At 52.8% G+C, this 23,813-nt stretch carries 19 protein-coding genes and 1 pseudogene; 13 read left to right on the forward strand and 7 right to left on the reverse strand.

Features of this window, described 5'->3' with window-relative positions; translation table 11 throughout:
• Positions 1–73 precede the first annotated feature (73 nt).
• The 8 genes from FPL14_RS22540 (at position 74) to FPL14_RS22575 (ending at position 13,152) form a co-directional block, all read left to right on the forward strand.
• Entirely contained in the window at positions 74–4,978 is a 4,905-nt protein-coding gene (locus FPL14_RS22540; protein WP_182299861.1) for a fibronectin type III domain-containing protein, read from the forward strand.
• Positions 4,979–5,227: 249 nt separating this feature from the next.
• Positions 5,228–7,063, forward strand: a complete 1,836-nt coding sequence (locus tag FPL14_RS22545) for a cache domain-containing sensor histidine kinase (protein WP_182299862.1) — start codon at positions 5,228–5,230, stop codon at positions 7,061–7,063.
• Positions 7,056–7,847 (forward strand): response regulator transcription factor, encoded by a 792-nt coding sequence (locus tag FPL14_RS22550; protein WP_182299863.1) that lies wholly within the window; start codon positions 7,056–7,058, stop codon positions 7,845–7,847. The genes FPL14_RS22545 and FPL14_RS22550 overlap by 8 nt, the downstream gene beginning before the upstream one ends.
• Before the next feature lie 115 nt (positions 7,848–7,962).
• A complete protein-coding gene (locus FPL14_RS22555) occupies positions 7,963–9,261 on the forward strand; it encodes an ABC transporter substrate-binding protein (RefSeq protein ID WP_182299864.1) in 1,299 nt (432 codons plus the stop codon).
• A gap of 67 nt (positions 9,262–9,328) precedes the next feature.
• On the forward strand, positions 9,329–10,021 hold the full coding sequence (locus FPL14_RS22560) for a beta/alpha barrel domain-containing protein (RefSeq protein ID WP_182299865.1): 693 nt from the start codon (positions 9,329–9,331) through the stop codon (positions 10,019–10,021).
• A gap of 96 nt (positions 10,022–10,117) precedes the next feature.
• Positions 10,118–10,951 carry a carbohydrate ABC transporter permease gene (locus tag FPL14_RS22565; RefSeq protein WP_182304108.1) on the forward strand — a complete coding sequence of 278 codons (834 nt, stop codon included), beginning with the start codon at positions 10,118–10,120 and terminating at the stop codon, positions 10,949–10,951.
• On the forward strand, positions 10,935–11,789 hold the full coding sequence (locus FPL14_RS22570) for a carbohydrate ABC transporter permease (RefSeq protein WP_182299866.1): 855 nt from the start codon (positions 10,935–10,937) through the stop codon (positions 11,787–11,789). Before FPL14_RS22565 ends, FPL14_RS22570 begins: the two co-directional genes overlap by 17 nt.
• Before the next feature lie 22 nt (positions 11,790–11,811).
• Positions 11,812–13,152 (forward strand): FAD-dependent oxidoreductase, encoded by a 1,341-nt coding sequence (locus FPL14_RS22575; RefSeq protein WP_182299867.1) that lies wholly within the window; start codon positions 11,812–11,814, stop codon positions 13,150–13,152.
• Between the two features lie 64 nt (positions 13,153–13,216).
• On the opposite strand, the gene FPL14_RS22580 is transcribed toward FPL14_RS22575, so the two are convergent.
• Positions 13,217–14,254 (reverse strand): sensor histidine kinase, encoded by a 1,038-nt coding sequence (locus tag FPL14_RS22580; RefSeq protein ID WP_182299868.1) that lies wholly within the window; start codon positions 14,252–14,254, stop codon positions 13,217–13,219.
• The gene (locus FPL14_RS22585) at positions 14,251–14,940 is read right to left on the reverse strand and encodes a response regulator transcription factor (RefSeq protein ID WP_182299869.1); all 690 of its coding nucleotides are present in this window, start codon (positions 14,938–14,940) and stop codon (positions 14,251–14,253) included. Before FPL14_RS22585 ends, FPL14_RS22580 begins: the two co-directional genes overlap by 4 nt.
• Positions 14,941–15,143: 203 nt before the next feature.
• On the opposite strand from FPL14_RS22585, the gene FPL14_RS22590 reads away from it, so the two are divergent.
• The 4 genes from FPL14_RS22590 to FPL14_RS22605 are packed head-to-tail and all read left to right on the forward strand — an operon-like array spanning position 15,144 to position 17,671.
• Positions 15,144–15,530 carry a DUF6220 domain-containing protein gene (locus FPL14_RS22590; RefSeq protein ID WP_182299870.1) on the forward strand — a complete coding sequence of 129 codons (387 nt, stop codon included), beginning with the start codon at positions 15,144–15,146 and terminating at the stop codon, positions 15,528–15,530.
• Between the two features lie 19 nt (positions 15,531–15,549).
• Entirely contained in the window at positions 15,550–16,392 is an 843-nt protein-coding gene (locus FPL14_RS22595) for a GDSL-type esterase/lipase family protein (protein WP_182299871.1), read from the forward strand.
• Positions 16,389–17,021: an NAD(P)-dependent oxidoreductase gene (locus FPL14_RS22600; RefSeq protein WP_182299872.1), complete on the forward strand. Its 633-nt coding sequence runs from the start codon at positions 16,389–16,391 to the stop codon at positions 17,019–17,021. The genes FPL14_RS22595 and FPL14_RS22600 overlap by 4 nt, the downstream gene beginning before the upstream one ends.
• A complete protein-coding gene (locus FPL14_RS22605; RefSeq protein WP_182299873.1) occupies positions 17,021–17,671 on the forward strand; it encodes a DUF2306 domain-containing protein in 651 nt (216 codons plus the stop codon). The genes FPL14_RS22600 and FPL14_RS22605 overlap by 1 nt, the downstream gene beginning before the upstream one ends.
• 29 nt (positions 17,672–17,700) lie before the next feature.
• On the opposite strand, the gene FPL14_RS22610 is transcribed toward FPL14_RS22605, so the two are convergent.
• Entirely contained in the window at positions 17,701–18,513 is an 813-nt protein-coding gene (locus FPL14_RS22610; RefSeq protein ID WP_182299874.1) for a helix-turn-helix domain-containing protein, read from the reverse strand.
• A 180-nt stretch (positions 18,514–18,693) separates the two neighbouring features.
• Between FPL14_RS22610 and FPL14_RS22615 the strand changes: the two genes are divergently transcribed.
• Positions 18,694–20,664, forward strand: coding sequence for a glycoside hydrolase family 127 protein (locus FPL14_RS22615; RefSeq protein ID WP_182304109.1), 1,971 nt, complete (start codon positions 18,694–18,696; stop codon positions 20,662–20,664).
• A gap of 120 nt (positions 20,665–20,784) precedes the next feature.
• Here FPL14_RS22615 and FPL14_RS22620 read toward each other — a convergent pair whose 3' ends face one another.
• The 4 genes and pseudogenes from FPL14_RS22620 to murQ form a co-directional block, all read right to left on the reverse strand.
• On the reverse strand, positions 20,785–21,267 hold the full coding sequence (locus tag FPL14_RS22620; RefSeq protein ID WP_182299875.1) for a GNAT family N-acetyltransferase: 483 nt from the start codon (positions 21,265–21,267) through the stop codon (positions 20,785–20,787).
• Positions 21,268–21,291: 24 nt separating this feature from the next.
• Entirely contained in the window at positions 21,292–21,735 is a 444-nt protein-coding gene (locus tag FPL14_RS29630) for a hypothetical protein (protein ID WP_220471177.1), read from the reverse strand.
• Positions 21,736–21,770: 35 nt separating this feature from the next.
• The gene (gene nagZ / locus FPL14_RS22625) at positions 21,771–22,853 is read right to left on the reverse strand and encodes a beta-N-acetylhexosaminidase (protein WP_220471178.1); all 1,083 of its coding nucleotides are present in this window, start codon (positions 22,851–22,853) and stop codon (positions 21,771–21,773) included.
• A pseudogene (gene murQ, locus FPL14_RS22630) lies at positions 22,846–23,780 on the reverse strand (N-acetylmuramic acid 6-phosphate etherase). Before murQ ends, nagZ begins: the two are co-directional and overlap by 8 nt.
• Positions 23,781–23,813 lie beyond the last annotated feature (33 nt).

A 23,813-nucleotide genomic window follows, 5' to 3' on the forward strand; every position in this document is an offset into this window, starting at 1 on the left:
GCCCTCCAATCCTTCACACCTCCGCTGATACACTGAATATGCGGTCATCTTAATCAGTGGAGGAGTGTGGATTATGAAACGGTTAATCTCTCTAGTATTCGCGGTGTTGCTCCTGCTGCCCGCGTTCGGACAAGCATCGGCGGAGGAGACCCTGCAGAGCGCGTGCGCAGCGGGAGGAGACGGCTCGGCCGGTAATCCCTATGTGTTATGTTCGCAACCTGATTTGGAACTGCTTCGCTCTCACCCGGCTGCGCATTTCGAATTGGGGGCGGACATCCAAATGACGGGGAATTGGGAAGCGGTAACTTCTTTCTCCGGAGTTCTGGATGGAAAAAATCATACGATTAACGGCTTAAATTCAACCCTTGCTATGTTTGGAACTTTAGAGAGTTCGGGCGTAATCAGAAATTTGAATTTATCGAATATAAAAATTAAAAACTGGTCTGTTCCAGGTACCGGTCAACCTGATACCATAATATCTCCCAATCCTGCAGGACTGGCATCGATCAATTACGGGCTAATCGATAACTGTTCCGTATCCGGCACCGTTAGCGGATTAGGTTCAGCATCTCATATCGCAAATAGAAACTATGGGACGATTCAGAACAGCCGTGCTTCCGGGGATAACAACAAAATCAGCGATCTAGCCGGCGGAATAGTCTCCATTAATGATATTGGAGGTCTGATCTCCAATTCAGTCTCGGAAGTTAACGTGTCTGGACGAAGCGATGTTGGAGGTATCGCGGCTAAAAATAGAGGCACCGTTCAAGATACCTGGTCTCGGGGAGAAGTTGCCGGCAAGAACCAAAATATAGGCGGGTTGGTTGGCCATAACGAATCCACGGGGGTAATCCTTCGATCGAATGAAATTAAGGGAGTCGTCGTAGAAACCTATTCCAGGAATTTCGGGGCGATATATGGGCTTAATCATGGCCAAGTTACGGAGAGCGCCGGCTTTGGGAATATTCGCGTTTTGAACTATTCTGATATCCCTAAGGTCGAAAACGTTCAGGCAGCCGCCAAGACGTATAATAGCGTTACTCTAAATTGGGATCCGGGCGAGGGGATTTTGAGTTATGATGTCCTGATGGACGGAGCGGTGATCGGAGTGTCTCCGTCAAGAAGTTATACTGCCACGGGATTGGACGTTAACACCCCGTATTCCTTTACGATTGTTGCAAAAAGCAATTATGGGAAGGTGTCAGTACCTAGCGCGCCGTTAACCGTAACAACGGATTCGTCTACCCCTCCGCTTGCAGAGTCCACGGCCCCTTCTGCTCCGGAAAATATCGGGTTTGGAGCGATTTCTTCGAACAGCGTCGCCTTAAACTGGAGCGAATCAACCGATAATGTTGAAGTTACGGGGTACGAGGTACTGCAGGACGGAGTTATAGTCGGATCAACGGTATCCTCGAGAAAAATTTCAATTACGGGATTAATGCCGAACACGACGTATCACTTTCAAGTCAGAGCTAGGGACGCAGCGGGTAATCTATCCGATGCGAGCCCATCGCTGTCCATAACAACCTACACGGAGTCTGGCGTACCGGGCGGAAGCTCGGTCGTAGATGCGACTGCTCCAACGGTCCCGGGTAATTTTGCGCTTGCCGCGAAGACGGAGAACAGCGTCTGGGTGACATGGAGCAATTCAACCGATGAAATAGGCGTAGTCGGTTACGACATCTTGCAGGATGAGGTAATCGTAGGAACGACGGAATCGATGAACTTTACGATTACCGGTCTATCGCCCGGCACGGCTTATACGTTTCAAGTCAAAGCGAAGGATGGAGCAGGGAATACATCGGCAGCGAGCGTTCCTCTATCGGTAACAACGTATTCAACGCCAGGGGAAGGAACGCCGGTTTTCGTCAAAGGGATCAATTTCGTAGGCGACAACGTTACGATTGAAGGGAATCATTGGTTGGACGGCAAATCGTCAGGCGTCATGACTAGTAGAATCGGCGAATATGGACATTTCGTTCATTTGCAGCCTACGGCGGATTTTGAGACAACCACAATGCTTAGCAGCGGTTACAGCGTGCTCGATTGGAATAACTGGGCTAGCGTCAATCAACATTTACCGAACGGGAATTATGAGATTTACCTATGGGCCATAGAGACAGGGCAAGCGAATTCAACGTCATTTCACGTCAAGTTAGAAGGCGAGCAGGTGACGATCAGTCCGATCGGAGAGATGCCGTTAAACGAATGGCGAAAATACGGCCCATACGCTGCAACGGTTAAAGACGGGCTTCTGAATATGGAAATCGTAAAATTGTCCGGTCGCCCAATCATTGCCGGAATGGCCATCCATTCGGAGAATACGACAGCAATTTCTCCTACTGATCATATTGCTCCTTCAATCCCGGAAAATTTGCATGCGGCAGGCATAGCCTATTCCAGCGCTGGTCTGAGTTGGGATCTTGCAACCGACAATGTGCGCGTAACCAGTTATGATGTGTTTCAAGACGGGGTTCCTATCGGAAGAACGAATGGGAGTTTTTTGTTAGTCAATGGATTAACGCCGAGAACGACTTACAATTTTACCGTTAGAGCAAGGGATGCAGCAGGTAATGTATCAGGAGAGAGTGATCCGTTATCGATTGCAACGGGGCGCGCGCCCGGGAAAGAACAAGAGGTCTTCTACAAGGGAATCAATTTCAACGGCAACGCGGTAACGGTTGAAGGGAACGCATGGTTAGCGGAGAGCTCGGCCGGTGTTACGACCTCTACAGTCCAAAGGTATGCCGGGAACATAAACTTGCTGCCAGAGGCCGACAGCGAGACGCAAACGATGTTGAATAGCGCGATTTACCTCAATAAGACGTTTAGCGTCAATCAACCGATAGCCAACGGTAATTACGCGGTTTACCTGTGGACTACTGAGAACTATGGAGCTAGTTTTCGGTGGTTCGATGTCTACTTGGAAGGCAAACCGCAAAATAAATACGGTTCGATTGGAACGTTGCAGTTAAACTCTTGGCGCAAGTACGGGCCTTTCGACGTAACGGTACAAGATGGAATTCTGAATATGGAGCTAGTCAAGGGGGCGGGGGATCCTACGATATCCGGAATGGCGATTTACTCGCTGATACCTGACACTCCTGCGGATACCGTAGACCCTTCCGTTCCCGAGAACCTGACGGTCTCATCGAAAACCTACAATAGCGTCTCGCTTTCTTGGTCCGCTTCTACGGATAACGCGGGCGTATCGGGATATGATGTTCTGAAGGACGGAGTTATAGTCGGAACGGCTTCGACAACGAACTATACCGTTACGGGACTAAACGCGAACACGACTTATAACTTCACGATAGTCGCCAAGGACAATAGCGGGAACTCGTCGGATCCGAGCGAACCGTTGGCGGCGACTACGCATCCGGGATTTTATTTCGGCATCAACTTTAACGGCGAGGCGGTTACGGTCGATGGGCAAGCTTGGCACGGGGACAACACGGCCGACATAGCATCCAATGTTAAAAGGTATTCGGGCAATATTGCCCTGCAACCCGAGACGAACGGCGATAAGCTGGCTATGTTGAACAGCGCGATCTACTCGAACGATTCGTTTAGCGTAAGCCAAACGGTGACTCCGGGAACTTACGATGTATACTTGTGGACTACAGAGAACTACAAAGCGAACTTTCGGTCGTTCAACGTTAATATGGAAGGCTCTCAAGTGACAAGCAGTCCAATCGGGTCAATGCCGTTAAACGAATGGCGAATGTATGGACCTTATACCGTAACGGTTAACGATTACAAGTTGGACGTGGAGCTTGTTAAAGTAACCGGAGATCCTACCTTGTCCGGAATTGCCATTTACGCTCCGCAAAATGCGGCGGATGTTGAAGCCCCTACGATTCCGCAGAACGTATCGGTGACTTCGGCAACCTATAACAGCGTCACGCTAACGTGGAACGGCTCTTTAGATAACTTTGCGATAGTAGGTTACGACGTGTTTCGGGACGGAAATTTGATCGGATCCATAGGCTCCAATCTATACACGGTCAATGGATTAACGCCTAACACAACGTATAGCTTTACGGTAAAAGCAAAGGACGCTTCCGGTAATATCTCCCTAGCAAGTACTCCGTTGTCCGTGACAACGCCTTCTGTGCCGGGGGGAGGATCGCCGATGTTCATTAAAGGGATTAACTTTAATGGAGGCGCAGCTGTAGTTGAGGGGAATGCATGGTTGGCGGAAAGTGCAGCAGGTACCACGAATCCAACGGTTCATAGGTATTCTGGACACGATCCCTTGCTCCCCGCAGCAGACAACGATACGAATACGATGCTGAACAATGGAATCTATTTAGCGAATTCGTTTAGCGTCGCGCAACCTATAGGTAACGGAACTTACCAAATTTATTTGTGGAGCATCGAGAACTACCAGGCTAACTCGCGTTCGTTTCATGTGAAGCTGGAAGGCTTGCAGAAGACGAGCAGCCCGATCGGGTCAATGCCCTTAAACGAATGGCGAAAGTATGGCCCGTATACCGTGACTGTTCAGGATGGCGTTCTGAATATGGAGCTGGTTAAGGTGACCGGCGACGCTAATCTTGCCGGCATGGCCATTTACACGGGGGAAGCGGCGCCTCTCCCTCCTATGGATCTCCTTGCTCCATCGGCTCCGGGTGAGGTTTCGGTGACTTCCGCAACGTATAACAGCGTATCGCTGACATGGGGAATTTCTACCGATAACGTCGGCGTGACGGGTTACGAGGTTCTGCAAGACGGCGTGGTCATCGGAACGACGGAATCGACAACGCTCGCCGTAACCGGATTAACGCCGAATACGACTTATATTTTCACCGTCAAAGCGAAGGACGCCGCAGGTCATGTGTCCAATGCTAGCAATCCTTTGCTCGTAACGACCGATTCTGCGCCAATGGAGGGTTTTTCGAACCTGGCAAGTTCAATCCCGAAACGGTTAGCCCGTTTTATACCCGTGCCTCCCACGCCTTACAATAGAATGTGAGATGCCGCTAAGGATTAAGAGAGTGCAATTTTGGTAACATTGAATCCCGCCTACGTACGTTCCCGTACGGGCGGGATTCGTTTTTCGGCCATCTCCCCAACATTTCGTACCATTTCCAAGGATCAAGGGATATCTTTTATTCTTCTCATCGTTATAATAGAATACTCCAGATGTTATTTTATGAAAGCGCATACAATTTTCGAATCCGAAAAACACAAACAAGTCAGTCATCCAAAAGGGGACATTAATATGCTTCAGTGGAAAAAGAGGTTTCCAAGGGAATTGAACCTGCGAACGAAATTGTTGTTCCTTTTCGTCTTCCTGATTCTGTTTCCGCTATGCTTGCAAGGGATCGCGACCTATCGGCATTTCTCGTCCACGGTCGATCAGAAGACCGAACAATTCACCATAGATATCGTGCGGCAAATCAACGCGAATCTGGATCGGCTTATGAAAGATTACGAAAGACTGTCGCTCATGCCTCTATACGATGAAGTGGTTCTGAAAATTTTAGGCAAATACGACGGCGAGATGGGGTCGGCTACTTGGGCTTCCTCCGACGATTATATGAAGATGAAGCTGTACACATCAGCGCAAGCTTACGATAGAGTGGAAATTCGCGGAATCCACTTCTTGAGCAATAGCGGCATTCTGTTCTCCAACATGGACTCGATGGCCGTGGAATCGGTTTGGGACGGCAGACAGGACGAGTGGTTCGGAGAAGTGAGCCGTTCGGACGGGGCGTGGCTGCTAATTCCTCCCCATATGCCGTCGTACTATAACGGCGGAAATGCAACCGAACCCTACGTCACGGTAGCGAGAATGATTCGCGAACCGAATACGCTAAAGCGGCTTGGTTATATTCTCATCGACATTAAACTGGACGCTTTTCGGAACATCCTGTCCAATCTGAACTTCGAACAAGACGCAAGCTTAATCATTATGGACGCCCAGAAGAGATTGCTCTTCGAACGGAAGTCGGGAAGCGGAATTTCCGCCTACGAGGATTTGCTTCAACACGATCAACTCCGGAAATACGGCAGCAATCAGAAAATCGAGCTGGACCGTCAGCAATATTTGTACGTTCAACATCATTCCGATTATTCCGGCTTGTCCGTCATCAGCCTGACGCCGATCAACGTCATTCAGAAGGAATCGCGCGAGCTATGGAAGTACACGTTAGGGTTCGCCGTCCTTTGCTTGGCTATCGTTACGATATTGGCCGTTGCGATCTCTTATCGCATCACGCGCCCTCTTATCGATCTAAAGAAGAAAATGGTCGGCGTAGAGCAAGGGGATTTCAATAAAAGGGTGTCGACGTTCGGCAATGACGAATTCGGTCAACTGGGGCGCGGATTCAACAAAATGATGGAAGAGATCAATCGGCTCTTCAACGAAGTGTTCATCCTCGGCATCCGAGAGAAGGAAGCGGAACTGTCCGCGCTGCAAAGCCAGATCAACCCGCATTTTATTTATAACACTTTGGAATCCATCAGCATGATGGCGATTCGGAAAAATAACGTCGAAGTATCGGACATGGTTTCCGCTTTAGGCAAGCTGTTACGGTATACGATCGACAAAGTCGATCGGCAGATTCCTTTGAAGGAAGAAATTCGCTTCGTTCAATCCTATGTCCAAATCCAGCAACTGCGTTATGGCGGTAGACTGAGAGTAGAGTACGAGATCGACGAGGACATCGTCGATATTCCGATACCGAAGCTGATTTTGCAACCGCTCGTGGAAAACGCCCTGTATCACGGAATCGACGGCGAAGAACACGGAGGTACGATCTGGATATCCGCTTTGCGGTTCGAGGACGAGCTGCTCATTACGGTCAGAGACGACGGAAAGGGGCTGACGGAGACGGAAATCGAAGAGCTGAACACGAAAATCCGCACGCAGCCGTCGTACCAGAGCTGGCGGAGAGAAGGCGAGCATGGGCTCGGCCTTTCCAATATCGCTCAGAGAATTAGGTTTATTTACGGGGAACAAGGAGATTTGACGATAGACGGAAGCCTTGGACAGGGGCTTGCCGTTACGATCACGATACGACTTCAAGAGACGGGCGGTGCCAGACATGTATAAGGTGTTACTCGTGGAAGACGAAACCGTTATCCGCCAAGGGTTGCGAGAACTGATCGGCCAATCGACCAGCCAATTCGGGGTGACCGGCGAAGCGGCTAACGGAATGGAAGCGTTGGAGTACTTGAAATGCGAAATCCCGGATCTCATGATCACCGACATCCGCATGAGAGAGATGGACGGATTGACGTTGGCATCGAAAGTTAAGGAAATGTACCCTGACTTGCCCGTCGTGATCATCAGCGGATACGGCGAGTTCGAATACGCTCGCAAGGCGATCGAATTCGGGGTGTCCAATTATTTGCTGAAGCCGATCGAACGTCTTGAGCTGGTCTCGACCTTGGACAAGATTAAGCTGTCGCTGGATCAACGGCACGGGATAGCGGCTTCGCCGCCATCAGGCGCCAAGCTTAACGAACCGAACGCAAGCGGAGATGCGAGAAAGATCATTCGCGACGTGAAGGAATTCGTCAAGCTGCATACCGACGGGGATTTGCGCCTGCAAACCGTAGCGGCAAGGGTTCATTTGAACGCGACCTATTTAAGTCAATTGTTCAAGGCGGAAACCGGAACGAATTATTCGGAATACGTGTCGGAAGCCCGCATGGAGCGGGCCAAATGGCTGCTGGCCAACACCCGGCTGAAAATCTACGACGTGGCTCGTTTGTCCGGGCATCAAAGCCCTAAGCACTTCATGCTGGTGTTCAAGCAGCAGGTCGGTTTGACGGCCGGGGATTATCGGGATCAATACGGTCAATCCGTCCCGGAAGAAGCGGGTCAGGGATGAAAATATGTATAAAGAAGACGTACCATTTCTAAAGATGGCGTGATTTAGGCTAGGATCGCCCCCCCGCTATAATCAAGAGGCAACAACATAATGATACCTACTAAGGGGGATTTACGTGAAAAAGACAGGGTTATTGCTCTCATTGTCAATGTTGGTTGCGTTTACATTCGGGTGCAGCAACAACTCCGAACCGGGGAGCAGCTCGACGGGCAGTCCGGCGAAATCGGGAGACGTGGAGCTGAAGTTCATGATGTGGGGCAATCAGGCCCATATGGACGTGTACAACAAGTTGATCGAAGGGTTCGAAAAAGAAAATCCGGGCATCCAAGTCACGATGGAATCGGTTCCGTTCACGGATTATCAACAGAAAATTTCCGTGCTTGCGGCCGGGAAATCGTTACCGGATATCGCATGGGTGTCCGAGCGCATGGTTCCTCAATTCAAAAGCAACGGAATTCTAGCCGACGTATCCGAGTTCAAGAACGACGCGGCTTTCAAGCTGGACGACTATATTCCGAGCACGCTCGATCTGTTCCGCGACGGCGATCAACTGCTGGGCTTGCCGTTCTCCACTCCGCCTATGGTTATGTTCTACAACAAAACGTTGTTCGACAAAGCCAATCTGACGGATCCGAACACATTGGCCAAAGAAGGCAAATGGACTTGGGCTGAATTCGAGAAATCAGCAAAAGCCCTTACGAACAAAGACGCGCAAAGTCGCGTGTACGGCGTTAATTTCTTCCGCGATTGGAAAACGTGGGTTGCGCTTTCCTCCTATTCCTGGTCGAATGGCAGCGGGCCTTTCAACAAGGATATCACGGAATTCACTTGGAACGACCAATACGGCGTGGAAACGTTCGAGATGCTTGAACGAATGATGTTCACGGATGAATCGCATCCGAAAGCCGGCGAACAAGTCAGCTTCGACGCAGGCAACGTAGGCATGTTCTTCGACGTCTACAGCTACGTATCCAAAGCAAGGGAAATCAAGGATTTCGAATGGAGCATCGCTCCGACGCCTTCCGGTTCGCAAGGAAGCGTGCCGATGTTGGGTCAAGCGGGATACACCCTGTTCAAAGACAGCAAACATCCGGAAGAAGCGAAGAAACTATTGAAGTATTTCGCAAGCGAAGCAGGCATTCAAGCGACATCGACGTTCTTCGTGCCTCCTCGCACGTCGGTATTGAACTCCGATGAGTTCATCAATCAGCCTAACAATCCGAGCAAAGAGCATATCGTTCAGGCCGTCATCGACGAAATGCCTAAAGCCCGCATCATTCCGGGACACGTCAACTGGCAGAACATCGACAACTCTATCCTGCAAGGATTCGATAGATTGTTCGGCAAGGTAGCTCCGGCGAACGAGAATCTGAAGAAGATCTCCGAAGAAGTCAACGCGCTCATGAAGCAGTAAATTCAATAGAAGTCAAGGACAACGGTTCGGGTTCGAGCCGTTTCCTTGTTACAGGAGGCTTAAAAACATGCCTAAGCTGCAACAGAGCTTGGAGAAACGAAATCTTACTCTAATCGTCAGCCTTCCAGCCAACGATGCGGAATTGGCCAGAGCGGCGTTGGAAGAAGGCGCCGACGGCCTTAAAGTGCACTATAACGTCGGTCATCGCGCAAGCGGAAACCATTTCGGCCAGTTGGACGAATACGAAGACGTATTTCGCAGCATTCGCGGCCAATTCGACGGCCCGTTCGGGGTCGTTCCCGCCGGAAGCATCGAAGGCGCCAAACGAGAAGATATCGAACGTCTCGCTCCGATGGGATTCGATTTCTACTCGATTTACGGTCATCATTTGCCGTCCTTCATGCTTCAGGGATTGGGCTTGGAGCGCACCTTCGCGATCAACGAGACTTCGGATCTTTCCTTGTTGCCGTCGGCGAGCCGCTTCGGCTTCACGGCGCTTGAAGCTTCGGTCATTCCGGGTACGGAATACGGAACGCCGTTAAGCTTCGCGGACGTGCTGAAATACCGTTATTTGGTCGAGCATGCCCGGATGCCCGTCCTCGTTCCTTCGCAGCGCAAGCTCGTCCCTGACGATATCCTCGCGCTGAGCGAGACGGGAATCAAGGCGGTTATGCTGGGGGCTATCGTCGTGGGCAAAACGGAAGAGACCTTACGCAAAGCAGTGGCCGAAATTCGCAATGCGATCGATAGATTGACCTAAAAGGCGGTGAACCGGTTGAAAGACAAAGGAAAACAACGAAGAAAAGGGCCGTTAACCCGGGAAGCGCAAATTACGGGATGGCTTTTCATCTCCCCGATGGTGATCGGTTTTACGTTGCTGTTATTGTTTCCAATGGGTTTGGCTCTGTATATGAGCCTTACGGACTGGCCGTTGCTGGGTGACCATAAATTCATCGGATTAGACAACTACGAACATATTATGTCGGATTCCCTGTTCTGGAAAGTGCTTACCAACACCGTCTACTTTACGGTAGGACTCGTACCGTTGAATATTGTTTTGGCTTTGCTGTTAGCGCTTCTCTTATCCAAAAGCTTGCGCGGAATCGGCTTTTTCCGCACCGCGATATTCGTTCCGGTCATGACTTCCCTGATCGTATGGTCGATCGTCTGGAAATACATGTTCGCGACCGATTCGGGCTTGATCAACCAGCTTCTTATGCTGTTCGACATTAAAGGCCCGGCTTGGTTATACGATACGGATTTGGCGATGCCGGCCGTCATCGTGACGAGCGTGCTGAAGAACGTCGGTTTGAACATGGTATTGTTCATCGCGGCGCTTCAGCAAGTGCCAAGATCGTTGTATGAAGCCGCGACGCTGGACGGCGCCGGCAAAACGAAATCTTTCTTTAACGTGACGCTGCCTATGATCACGCCTACGGTATTCCTGACCGTCGTGATGACCGTTATCGGATCGCTGAAAGTATTCGGCCAAATCTTCGTCATGACGCAAGGGGGACCGAGCAACAGCACGAAAGTGCTAGTCTACTATATTTGGGAGAAAGCTTTCAAATTGTTTCAGCTCGGATACGCCTCCTCGCTCGCGTTCGTATTGTTCTTCGTCGTGCTAGTCTTGACGTTGGTGCAGTGGCAGCTTAGGAAAAGGTGGGTGTTCAATGAAAGCGACGCATAATGGGGCCATCCGCAGATCGCTAGGCACCGTCGGCACCTATACGATACTAAGCGTGATTTCGCTAATCATGATTATTCCGTTCCTGTGGATGCTCTCGACATCCTTCAAGGAACCGCAGAAAATATTTACGTATCCGCCGCAACTGATTCCTACGACTTTCAGATTCGAAAACTATGCCGACGTATTCAAGCTCATTCCGTTCGAGTCGTTTTACTTCAACAGCGTATACATCGCCTTCTTGGTCGTGGGAGGAACCGTATTTTTCGCGTCGCTTGCGGGATACGCTTTTGCCAGAATACCGTTCGCGGGCCGGAATATCGTATTCCTGGTCTTGCTTAGCGCAATGATGATTCCGCACGAAGTAACGGCGATTCCGATGTTCTTGTTCATGCGGGAGCTCGGTTGGATCGATACGCACTTACCGCTTATTTTACTGCCTATCTTCGGGGCGGGCGGCGTGTTCGGCATCTTCGTCATGCGGCAGTTTTTCATTACGATTCCGAAGGAGCTGGAAGAGGCCGCGATGATCGACGGCTGCAACCGGTTCCGCATTTACGGCCAAATCATGCTTCCGATCGCGAAACCCGGTCTGGCCACGTTGACGATATTTACTTTCGTTACGAATTGGAACGAATTTTTCGATCCGCTGATTTTCATCAATACCCGCGATTTGATGACGTTGCCTCTCGGGCTTTCCTTGTTTACCGACGAAGTAGGCACGGCGTGGCATCACCTGATGAGCGCGACGGTTATGGCGACGGTACCGCTATTGATCATATTTTTCTTGGCGCAGCGCCAGTTTATCGAAGGCGTCGCGATGACGGGGTTAAAAGAATAGGAATACGGGGAGTGGCTTGAAAATGATGAAAACCTTGGAAGCGGACGTTGTCGTCGTCGGGGGAGGCCCAGCGGGAATTACCGCGGCGATCGCAGCCGGACGGCAAGGAGTAAAGACGATTCTCGTGGAACGATACGGTTTCGTCGGCGGGATGTCCACCGCGGCGATGGTTTACCCGTGGATGACCTTTCACGCCGACAGCGGAGAGCAAGTCATCAAGGGCATCGCGCAGGAAATCGTCGATCGGCTGCAGGAGCGCGGGGGTTCCCCGGGCCATCTGAGGGACACGGTCGGATTCGTGCATACGGTGACGCCATACCATCCCGAAATCTACCAAGTGGTTGCAATGGACATGCTGAGAGAAGCCGGAGTCAAGCTGTTGCTGCATAGTTTCGTGGACGAAGTGGAAGCTTCGGATGGAACGATTCGGGCGGTAAGGATTACGACCAAGTCCGGCAAGATGGAATTGAAGGGCAAAATATTCGTCGATACGAGCGGGGACGCGGACGTCGCCTACTTATCGGGAACGGATACGCTTCAAGGACGCGACGGAGATCTTCAATCGCAGCCGATGACGATGAAATTCAGAATGCGCGGCGTCGATCTGGCCAAAGTCAAAGCTTATATGATCGAGCATCCGGAAGATTTCTATAAGAAGACTCCGGTGAAGGAACTGCCCGATCTTCCTCTGACGGGCGTATGCGGCTTCTATTCGCAGTGGAAAGCGGCGGAAGTGCCGATCAATCGCGACCAAGTGCTGTTCTTTACCGGTCCGGCCGAGGACGAGGTGTTGATCAACTGCACGAGGGTGCAAGGTCTGGACGGCACGAACGTCGAGGACTTAACGCGCGCGGAAGAAGAAGGGCGCAAGCAGGTGCTGATGATGTCGGAGTTCCTGACGCGGGATGTGCCGGGCTTCGAGAAAGCTTCCGTATCGGCCGTCGGGACGCAGATCGGCATTCGCGAGACGAGACGGATCGTCGGCCAATATTCGCTGACCAAAGAAGACGTAGTCGCGGGACGCAAGTTCGACGACGCGATCGCCAGAAGCGGATATCCGATCGATATTCACGACCCGTCGGGAAAAGGCGTGACCGCTTCTTGGATCGCGGGCGACGGAACGTACGATATTCCGTATCGTTGCTTGGTGCCGAACAAGACCCGCAATTTACTGGCGGCGGGAAGATGCATTTCCACGACTCATGAAGCTTTGGCGACTACAAGGCTTACTCCGAGCTGCATGGCGACGGGGCAAGCCGCCGGTACGGCCGCCGCTCTCTCCGTCCTTGCCAACGTTGCGCCTGTCGACGTGAACATTGAGCAGTTGCGAGAGGCTTTGAGGAAAGAAAAGGCTTGTCTTTAGTCTAATGAAATCCCGCGAAGAGCGCATTTATGCGATCTTCGCGGGATTTGTCGTTCGTAATCGATTACCTCGCGATCCAACCCGTAAAAACGGCACCGCCCGAAGGCGTTCGATTGGTTGCCGACAAATCTCCCCCGTGCGCTCGCATGATTCGCCTTGCGATCGCTAGCCCAAGCCCGGTGCCGCCGGTGCCCGGATTCCTTGAATCGTCTCCCCGATACAAAGGCTCGAAGATATGAGGCAAATCTTGCTCGGCAATTCCGGGCCCGCTATCTTCGATCGTAAATGTAATCTTGCCAGAGTCTAACTTCCAACTCACTTCTATCCTTCCTGTCGAAGGGGTATATCTAAGCGCATTATCGATCAGATTCCCCATCGCGCGTCTAAGCAAATGAGAATCTGCTAGAACAAGTACATGATCGGTGTCCGAATCATATCGGAGTTCGATCTCTTTCTCCTTTGCATAAGGGCGATAGTCATTCAGGGTTTCCGAGAGAAAGGAGTTGAACTCGATTTGCTCCGGCCTGAGGGTTTGTTCGAGATACTCCAGCCGGGTGTAAGAAAAGAGGTCGGTTACCAGCCGGTCTAATTGTTCGGCTTTCTGCCCGCAAATCGCAACGTATCTCGAAGCTTTCTCCGGATCGTCCGCATATCCTCGTTTTAATCTCGATAGAAAACCTCTCAGCGTAAATAACGGCGTCCTTAGATCGTGCGCGATCGCATGAATGAAGAAACGACGTTCTTCCTCCATCTTGGACTGCCGAACCAACGATTCCCGAAGCCCGTCGCCCATTGCTTGAAAGGCGGCGCGAACTTGGACGATTTCCGCGACGGTAGAGTGGGGCAACTCGAAGTTCAGATCGCCGTCAGCTACTTTTATGGCCGCCGCGCCCATGGCTTCGAGAGGTTTGACGACTACGCGCCCCATCTTCCAACCGATAAATACAATCGCGCCGATCGCCGCGGCGACATAAGAAGCCGAAGCGAACGCGTGGCTTGGATGCGGAACGATTATTTGCGCCAACTCGAATACTAGTCGCGGAATGATTAGCACGATAGCCATTCCGACGAACATCCACTGGCGTATCCGAAGCGGCTTCATAATCGTATCCCGTCGAATCGGTACCCGACTCCCCAAACATTCGCGATTAGCCGGGGGTTCTTGGAATCCAATTCGATTTTATCGCGGATTCTTCCGATATGCACCGTCACCGTGTGCTTGTCTCCGATGCCGTCCCAGAAACGTTGCAGCAACTGATCATAGGTAAATACCTGTCGCGGATACTCGGCGAACAATCGGAGAATATCGAACTCTTTAGGGGTAAAAGAAACCGATCGGCCGTCGACGATCGTCTCGTGCGCTTTTAAGTCAAGAACGAGACGATCGAATCGCAATTCGAGCTTCTCATCCCTTCCGTTCTTGCCGTAACGGCGAAGCACGGCTTTAATTCGGGCGACGACTTCTTCGGGAGTCGCGGATTTGACGATGTAATCGTCCCCGCCCAAGCTTAATCCCCGTATCTTATCGACATCCTCCCCGCGCGCGCTCAGGAATAGGATGGGCGTATCCAGCGAGCGCCGGATTTGCCGGCATAGATCGAAGCCGTTCTGTCCCGGCATCATGACATCCAGCAGAATGCAGTCTACGGCATTGTCTTTGATCGCCTCTAGCGCTTCGTCGGCATTATTCGCTTCAACGACCGCGAATAACTCGTCTTCAAGGAAGTCCTTCATTAATTCGACGATTTCCTTATCGTCGTCAACGACGAGTATCGTAGGTTTTCGCACAAACTCACCTCTATTTCAGCTGTTTGCAAGCCTTTTTCTATTTTAGCATATGGGAAATCGAGGTTAGCCGGTTTTAGCGATATGTACTCGTTTGTTGATCGTTTTGTGACTGTTTCCGGTATTCGTCCGTGAGTTTTAAAAGCTATTTTAGAGTTGCAGTCAGATTCAATCAGCCAGCTAATAACCGCAAAGGAGTGCAAAGCATGGACGGAAAATCTATATTCAACCGAGCCGGAAGGATCATCTACGTTACGCTGGCGTGGGGATTTCTCCTCTGTATTCTGGTTCAGGTCGTTATTGCCGGGATGGCGACCTTCACGGATCCGAGCGATTGGGAACTTCACTCTGCTTTCGTAAAGGGGTTTGCGATGGTTCCTCTCGCGATGTTCCTGCTCACGTTCGTTGGGAAAATTAACGGACGGAATAGGTGGATAAGCCTCGCCTTATTCGGGTTGATCGTCTTTCAGTTTCTAACGGTTCAGGTATTTTCCTCGATTCCGGCCATTACCGCTCTTCATCCCTTGATCGCGTTACTGCTATTTTGGGGCTCTGTAACTACCGTTAAACGAGAAAAAACCGCAAGACAATAACCATGACATAGGAGTGATTATGGTGGAATCTCAATTCAATCCCCATTGGGTTAAGCTTGTTCGGTTCCAGCATCCGGCGAAGACGCTGGGTTTCGCGAAAAATATCGGCGACAACGTCATCGCGGAACTGTATGGAATGACAGCGGAGAGCTTTCGATCGATCCGAGACCGGTTGGAACAACAAAGAAGAGACGCGGCGCTTCAACTGCTGGCGGATGCCGCCTTCGCCGACCGCGTCGACCGCTTGCCGTTTAAGCAAGGGGAAACCGTGATAGGAATCGGTGAAAGCACGACGGACGATTTGCATTCTTGGTTGGAAATCCTCCGGCACCTGCTTCAGCTCCGAAGGCCTCAAGACGGAATTCGTCTGCTTAACGAAGGCGTTTCAGGCCATACTTCCACCCAGGTTCTCGGACGTATGATCGGAATCGTCAACCAAAAGCCCGATTGGATTATTTGCATGATCGGGAGCAACGATGCATTGCGTATCGGACCGGAGCCGGCCAAATGCCAAGTCGGCCTGGAAGAGACGATAATCAATTTGAAGAGGATTCGGACGATCGCGTCTACAAGAACTCGGGCTCGATGGGTATGGATGACGCCGCCAATGATCGACGAGCTGAAGGCCGGGAATAATCCTTACTTTCGTCAGGGGGAGCTCGCATGGCGCAATGAGGATATCTTAGCCATTGGAGACTTCATGAGAAAGCAACAGGAAACGATAGTCGATCCGCAATACGATTTTGGAGCATCGGCTTCATCCGAATGGATAGAGCAAGATGGAGTTCATCCTTCATTGGAAGGACAGAAAGCTATCGTGAAACGACTAGTAGAGGAGCTTACTGGAGGGATAGCGCGGTGAAAGTAATCGTGTTCGGGGCGACCGGAGGCACGGGACGCCAGGTTGTCGCTCAAGTGCTTGAAGCCGGTCATGAAGTAACCGCCGTCGTTCGCAAGCCCGAAGCGCTCGAAGTCTGTCACGAACGGTTGGAGATCATTCGGGGAGACGTACTTGTTCCGCATTCGTTCGAGAAATCGATGCTAGGGCATAACGCGGTGATCTCGGCGCTCGGGGTTACGCACCGAAGGCCGACAACTCTCTATTCGGAGGGAACGGCCAATCTTATGAAAGCGATGAACGACTCAGGCGTTCGCCGGTTGGTATGCTTGTCTTCCGCCGGTCTTGAAATTCCGGAAAATACCCCGTTCATGCAGCGAATCGTCATTCGGCTGCTCGTGCAGCGCATCTATAGAAACGCATATGAAGACATGGCGCGCATGGAAGCTAAAGTACGATCTTCCGGACTCGATTGGACGGTCATTCGCCCTCCTAGGCTGACCAACGGACCGAGAACGGGGACGTACCGGACGACGGTCAACCAATCGCTACCAGGAGCCCGGGGGATTGCCCGTGCCGATCTGGCCGACTGTATGATCCGTCGTCTATTCGACAACGAGACCTATCGCGCAACAATGGAGATTTCGTATTAATGAGCAGGTGGTACGATAATCGTAGAAGTTGGCTCGTAGTCGTAGTATTAACGCTAGGAGCGGCTATATTCGCGGCGGCGCCTTATTTTCTGTTGGACCCCTCCTACAGCAGAGTGAAAATCGTTGCCGATCATCCGTTTCATTTTCCGTTGCTGCTCATTCATATTTTCTTTTCCTTCGTTGCGTTGTTGATGGGATGGACTCAATTTCTTCCAAGTCTCCGGATTAGAAATCCGAAAGCTCACCGCGTTATCGGGCGAATCTATCTAGGATGCGTGGCGATAGGCGCCGTTACCGGGATTATCGTGGGCTTCTATACGACAAGCTATATCCGGCAAATCGCTTTTTTGACGTTGTCGGTATTGTGGCTGATCACCGGATGGAGAGGATTTCAATCGGCTCGTCAACGCCGCTTCGAAGAGCATCGGGTATGGATGGCGCGCAATTACGCGATTACGCTGGTCGCTTCGACCGCGCGGCTCGTAACGCCCATTTGCATCTTGATCTTCCGTGCGGGAGGTAGGAATACGGGAGGCGGGGGAGTCGACTTCGTTCTCGAGCATGTACTGGAAGTGAATATTTGGCTGGGCCTCGTGATCAATATGGTCGTTGCCGAGTGGTTGATCGTGCGTCCATCCAAAGAAAAATAAACTTAGCCCGGCCCGCGATTCGAACATCTTCAAGTATTGTTCAAGCGAGTGCGGGCGAAGGCTTGGCGATAAGAGGTCGGCGTTACGCCTGCCATTCGCTTGAACCATTTGGCGAACTGCTTGTCGTCTTCGATCCCGACCTTCTCGGCGATTTCTTTGACGTGAAGCTTCGTGCTCGCAAGCAGTTCCTTAGCCGCTTCCAACTTGATCTGATGGATATATTGCAACAGTCCCGAGCCGAATCGTTTCTTGAACATTCGCGATAAATAATCTTTATTATAGCCCATATGGTTGGCAATTCGGGCCACGGAGATGTTTCGTTCCAATGCGTGCAGGCGCGTCCACTCCAGCAGCTCCGGAAGATGCGGGGCTAACGCGTCCAAGGTGTCGGAATCCTGCAGCTGATCTGCCAATTCAATGAGCAGGCAGGTCAGAAAGTAGTCGCCGGCATGAGGAAAGCGATAGCCTCCGTTCGCCGCGTGAAGGAGCTGACGGGCCAGAATGTGAACCCGGCTAGGTTGGGGGCAAGCCGCGTATCGAGGGATGTTGCCGTCCGGTTCCCCTAGCTGTTCGTCCGATATCAGAAAATGGAACCAGTAAAAGGAAACGCCGGGCGAGGACAGCTTGTATCCGCGATGCCGCTCCCCGGGCATTAGAACTAGTATATCCCCTTCTTTCACCTCGTACATTCGGCTATCCACTTCAAGGAAAACAACGCCGGACACGCCGATAATAAGCTCATGGTCCGAGATCGTGCGATCCATATGAGTCCAGCTTTCATAGGAGAGAAACTGGCCGCCCATGATCAGCCGATAGGGCTTTTGCAAATATAGGGGCAGCATCGCGGCGCTCTTCCTTTCTTTGGTTTAGGGTGAAAATGAGATCAGTTTTTGACACCTATTATACTCCAAACCCTACCGACAAGCGACGGTCATTCCTTTTATGATAGTTTACAGGCGGACCCCGGAGTCACTGCGATGGGAAGTTCCGCGCGAATCTATCAGGAGCGGAGCGTGTCGATGATGTTGGAAGCCAAGAAGCATCAATACTCTCGTCAACTTAATTTGGAAGCGGTCAATATACAGGATCGGTATTGGTCTTCCTATGTGGACTTGATCCGCAATACGGTTATTCCTTATCAATGGGAAGCTATTAACGACAGAATTCCCGATGCCGAGCCTAGCCATGCGATCCGTAATTTCCGTATCGCGGCAGGATTGGAAGAAGGGGAATTCGCGGGATTCGTATTTCAGGATACCGATTTGTACAAGTGGCTGGAAGCGGTCGGCTACTCGCTAGCGGTAAAGCCCGATGCCGATCTGGAAAAGATCGCGGACGAGGCGATTCGATTGATCGCCTCCGCGCAACAAGACGACGGCTACTTGAACACCTATTTCGCGGTGGCCAAGCCGGGTAAGCGTTGGACCAATTTGACGGATTGCCATGAGATGTATACGGCCGGCCATCTGATCGAAGCTGCCGTTGCTTATTATCAAGGAACGGGCAAGAGCGAATTATTGGACGTGGCTACGCGCTTCGCGGATCATATCGACGATAAATTCGGTCCGGAACCGGGCAAGATGCGCGGTTATGACGGTCATCAGGAACTGGAGCTCGCCCTGGTGAAACTCTACGAAGCAACGGGCAATTCCCGTTATCTAAACCTTGCGGGTTATCTGATCGATGAGCGCGGCAGCGAACCGAATTTCCTGCGCGCGGAGTGGGAAGAACGAGGCCGTATTTCCCATTGGGCTCCCGGCGTCGTCCAGCAAACTCCAGGCCTTGAATATCTCCAAGCGCATCAGCCCGTGCGGGAGCAAACAACGGCTATCGGCCACGCGGTAAGGGCAGTCTACATGTATACGGCTATGGCGGATCTGGCTTTGCATAGAGGAGACGCGAGTTTGCTTGCCGCATGCGAACGGTTGTGGAACAACCTCGTCCATCGGCAAATGTACGTCACCGGAAGCATAGGCTCGACGCATCATGGGGAAGCTTTCACTTTCGATTACGATCTGCCGAACGATACGAACTATTCCGAGACTTGCGCTTCGATCGGCCTCATCTTCTTCGCGCACCGCATGCTGCAACTGAAGGCCAAGGGCGAATACGGCGACGTGATGGAAAGGGCGCTGTACAACACGGTCACGGCCGGAATCGCGGGTGACGGCAAGCATTACTTCTATGTCAATCCGATGGAAGTATGGCCGGAGGCTAGCGAGCGCAATCCCGGCAAGCACCATGTGAAGGCGGTCAGGCAGAAATGGTACGGATGCGCTTGTTGCCCGCCTAACGTGGCCCGGATACTCTCCTCGCTCGCGTACTATATTTTCACTTCCGACGAGAATACCCTTTATACGCACTTGTATATTGCCAACGAGACGGAGCTGGAACTGTCCGGACGCAAGGTTCGCCTTAGGCTGGATAGCGGTCTTCCTTGGAAAGGCGAAGCGAAGCTAACCGTTGCCGAGGCGGCGGGAGAAGGCGCGTTCACGCTCGCGATGCGCGTTCCTGGTTGGTCGAAGACGAGCGCCTTCTCTATCAACGGGGAAAAGATTACTCCGGATATCGTCGATGGTTATGCGTACGTTAGCCGGGATTGGCGCGCAGGCGATGTATTGGCTATCGAACTGGACATGGAGCCGCAACGGATCTACGCGCACCCTCATCTTCGCGCGAACGCGGGGCGTGTCGCCCTCCAGCGCGGTCCGCTCGTCTATTGCTTCGAGGAGACGGACAACGGCGCACCGCTTGCTTCGTTAACGCTGCCCGCGACTTCTTCCATTCGACCTGTTCATGCCGAATGGCGCGACGGGGTCGTATTCCTGGAGATGGAAGGGTATCGGACGGAGGAGACCGAGCTACAGGAAAGCAAGCTCTATCGAACCGATCCGTACAAGCGCGAAACTCGCCGCCTGCTCGCCGTTCCCTATACGCTGTGGGGCAACCGTAATCCGGGCGAGATGTTGGTGTGGATTAGAGAATCGGAGTAATCGAATCGATTGTGGGAGCTTTACGAATGTCAGAAGACCGGCAAAATGCAAACAACCCTGCGCTTCCAATAGGAAGGCGGGGTTGTTTGCGTCTTGACATAGGCTGACGAGCAGCCGGTTCTATCTGGTCTTCGCGCCGAGAAAATCCCGGTAGATCCCGGGAGTGGAATCCGGAATTCGGATCGCTCCGACGGCTTTCTCGTAAAATTCAGCAGGTCCGACGCCTCCTATGATCGCGTAGACGTAGCCGGCTTCCCTCATGCCGTAGAGGCTCTTGAGCAGCAGCGCTTTGCCGATGCCTTTGCCTTGCTCCGATTCCAGCACCCGAGTGGGACCGAAGAAATTCGGCGCCGTAGCATCGTAGCAGGCATAGCCTAGGATGTCCGCGCCCCGGGTGGCCAAGTAACAGGTAACCGGCGTTCGGGAAAAGCAGACGTCGGCTTCTCCCGCGGCGTTGCGGCTGGAATGCTGCGCGACCCAGTCGACGACTCGGAGCTTATCCGGAGCGAGCGCGCGGTGAATGCGGATGCCTTCTTGCTCCAGTCTGGAGAGAAGCTCCTCCTGAGGGGGAAGCTTTAATAAATTGACGAGCATATCTGCCATTTTTTCGTTCACTCCTCGTTAGGGTTACTCAGTCAGTAGGGTAACGGTCGGTTTGCCGACGGCTTCCGACTTGCCTTGAAGCACGTTCGCGACGGCGTCGAAGATTTGGGCGGTATATTCGTAAGCGGCCAGCGACCAGACCGCCGGGTTCAGATGCTTCAGGTCGTAAGGATTCCGCAAGGCGACCGCGACGACGGGAACGCCTAGCGACGCCAGACGGTTCGCCAGTTCCAACTGTCCCCGATAGAGGTGGCCGTTGTAAGTTCCGACCACGATACAGCTGGCTCCGGTCGTTCGCGCGACGATCGCGGCGATTTCGTCCTCCGTCGGATTAGAAGGCGTGATCTCCGCGCGACCCCCTAGCTTCTCAGCCATATAATCGGGGAAGGTCAACGGATCGTCGACGAGATTGGATACCTTCGTGGCCCGGAAAATCGCGCAACCCAGAAAAAATGGATTATCGCCCAAGGGCGGGAACCTCCCGCCCGGCACGCGGATCGGCGTTAACGTCCGCTCCAGCAGCTTGCGGTTCTCTTCCGCATGGGCGGAGCAGCCGACGATCGACGGATTGTCGGCGGCCGGTTCAAATATCTCATCTTGAGAGCGGAGATGCGCTCAAGCGACCGTTCCCATTCCGCTTGGTCGATTTCTCCCGCTTCCAAGGCTTCCCGGATCGCTTGCGCGGAGGCGGCCGCTAAGGAAGCGGTATGCGATACGAGCAGCAGATCGGCTCCGGCTTTGGCGGCTTCGACCGTTCCCTTGACGGTGCCGAATGAATGCTGGATCGCTTTCATCTCCATGCAGTCCGTCATGACCAATCCCTGGAAGCCCATCTCTTCCCGCAGCAGTCCGGTCAATATTTTCCGGGACATCGTCGCGGGCAGCTCCGGATCCAACCGAGGAAATACGATATGGGAAGACATGAGGGCCGGAATTCCGGCTTCGACGGCAGCCTGGAAGGGCGCCAGCTCGATTCTCCGAAGCTCGTCTATCGTTTTATCCACGACGGGAAGCGCAAGGTGGGAATCTACGCTAGTATCCCCGTGTCCCGGGAAATGTTTCCCGCAGCTGAGCGTGCCGCCGTCGTCCAACCCGCGCATCATGGGGAGAGCGAATCGAACGACCGTCTCGGGCTTCTCTCCGTAGCTGCGAACGCCGATGACCGGGTTCGCGTCATTGGAATTGACGTCCAGCACGGGCGACAGGTTGAAGTTGACGCCGAGCGCCCTCAGTTCCAGCGCGGTCATCCTTCCTGCCGCGTAGGCGTTTTGCGGGTCGCCCGTCGCGGCAATGGCCATGGCGCCCGGAATGCGGGTCGCGTCTCCGGGCAGACGGGAGACGGCTCCGCCTTCTTGGTCGATGGCGATAAACGCCGGCTGTCCGGTTTCCTCCAGCACCAACCGCTGAATCTCCCGGCATAGCTCCCGAAGCTGCTCCTTGTCCGTAATATTCCAAGCGAACAGGATAACGTTGCCGATTTTCCACGTTTTCACTAGGTCGATAAACGCTTCATCCAGATGGGGGCCGTCGAATCCCGCCATCATCCGTTGTCCGATTTGACGGGTAAGAGATAAGTCCTTAATCATTTTCGTTTCCTCCAGGTTCAGGCCCTTTTCGGCTGCGGATCGCCGCCTTGAGTCTGCCTTCGTTCAGCTCGAGCAGCGTCGTCGCTTCTCCGAAATCCGTACCGGTCTCCAGCATCAGAATAGCGGTCTTCACGTGCAACCCGGCCTGCTTCAACGTCTCCGCCGCCTGTTGCTCGGAGACGCCGGTCACTTCGCGCACGATGCGGATGGAGCGGTCGTAGAGCTTGCTGTTGCTGGCTTTCAGGTCTACCATCAGGTTGTTGTAGACTTTGCCCAGTTTGATCATGGCGCCGGTTGTCAGCATATTCAGCACCAGCTTCTGGGCGGAACCGCTTTTCAGCCGGGTGGACCCGGAAATGACCTCCGGACCGACCACCGGATCGATGCAGATATCGCACAGTTCGCTCAGCCGGGAATTTTTGTTGGTGACGATGCCTATCGTTGCCGCTCCGATCTCCCGGGCTTGGCGAATGGCGCCCAGCACGTAAGGGTCGAGCCGCTAGCGGTGATTCCGACGACCACGTCGCCGGCGATCACGCCCTTCTCCCGGATCAGCAGCGCCCCGCTCTCCGCGTCGTCCTCGCTGCCTTCCACGGCGGTGCGGATGGCGGTATCTCCTCCGGCGATGTAAGCCTGCACGAGCTCGGGATCGGTTCCGTAGGTCGGCGGACATTCGCTGGCGTCCAGCACGCCCAGCCGTCCGGAGGTACCGGCTCCCACGTAGAACATCCGTCCCCCGTCCTTCAGCGATTTCACCACCATATCCACCGCTTCGGCGATCGTGTCGATCTCCTGGCGAACCGATCCGGGAACGCGCTGATCTTCTTGATTCATCAAGAGGAGCATTTCTCGCGTGTCGCGCTCGTCGATAGCCGAGGTCGCGGGGTTGTTCATTTCTGTCGTCAATTGCGCGAAGTAAGAAGTCATAAGTCATCCATCCTTTTCTGGACGCGATAGTGG

It is taken from the genome of Cohnella cholangitidis (genome assembly GCF_014107495.1).
Taxonomy (GTDB): domain Bacteria; phylum Bacillota; class Bacilli; order Paenibacillales; family Paenibacillaceae; genus Cohnella; species Cohnella cholangitidis.

Excerpts from the sequence above, each read along its gene's own strand:
- FPL14_RS22540 (WP_182299861.1), top strand. The coding sequence starts at position 74 with ATGAAACGGTTAATCTCTCTAGTATTCGCGGTGTTGCTCCTGCTGCCC.
- FPL14_RS22545 (WP_182299862.1), top strand. The coding sequence starts at position 5,228 with ATGCTTCAGTGGAAAAAGAGGTTTCCAAGGGAATTGAACCTGCGAACG.
- FPL14_RS22550 (WP_182299863.1), top strand. The coding sequence starts at position 7,056 with ATGTATAAGGTGTTACTCGTGGAAGACGAAACCGTTATCCGCCAAGGG.
- FPL14_RS22560 (WP_182299865.1), top strand. The coding sequence starts at position 9,329 with ATGCCTAAGCTGCAACAGAGCTTGGAGAAACGAAATCTTACTCTAATC.
- FPL14_RS22565 (WP_182304108.1), top strand. The coding sequence starts at position 10,118 with ATGGTGATCGGTTTTACGTTGCTGTTATTGTTTCCAATGGGTTTGGCT.
- FPL14_RS22570 (WP_182299866.1), top strand. The coding sequence starts at position 10,935 with ATGAAAGCGACGCATAATGGGGCCATCCGCAGATCGCTAGGCACCGTC.
- FPL14_RS22575 (WP_182299867.1), top strand. The coding sequence starts at position 11,812 with ATGATGAAAACCTTGGAAGCGGACGTTGTCGTCGTCGGGGGAGGCCCA.
- FPL14_RS22580 (WP_182299868.1), bottom strand. The coding sequence starts at position 14,254 with ATGAAGCCGCTTCGGATACGCCAGTGGATGTTCGTCGGAATGGCTATC.
- FPL14_RS22590 (WP_182299870.1), top strand. The coding sequence starts at position 15,144 with ATGGACGGAAAATCTATATTCAACCGAGCCGGAAGGATCATCTACGTT.
- FPL14_RS22595 (WP_182299871.1), top strand. The coding sequence starts at position 15,550 with ATGGTGGAATCTCAATTCAATCCCCATTGGGTTAAGCTTGTTCGGTTC.
- FPL14_RS22605 (WP_182299873.1), top strand. The coding sequence starts at position 17,021 with ATGAGCAGGTGGTACGATAATCGTAGAAGTTGGCTCGTAGTCGTAGTA.
- FPL14_RS22610 (WP_182299874.1), bottom strand. The coding sequence starts at position 18,513 with ATGCTGCCCCTATATTTGCAAAAGCCCTATCGGCTGATCATGGGCGGC.
- FPL14_RS22615 (WP_182304109.1), top strand. The coding sequence starts at position 18,694 with ATGTTGGAAGCCAAGAAGCATCAATACTCTCGTCAACTTAATTTGGAA.
- FPL14_RS22620 (WP_182299875.1), bottom strand. The coding sequence starts at position 21,267 with ATGGCAGATATGCTCGTCAATTTATTAAAGCTTCCCCCTCAGGAGGAG.
- nagZ (WP_220471178.1), bottom strand. The coding sequence starts at position 22,853 with ATGATTAAGGACTTATCTCTTACCCGTCAAATCGGACAACGGATGATG.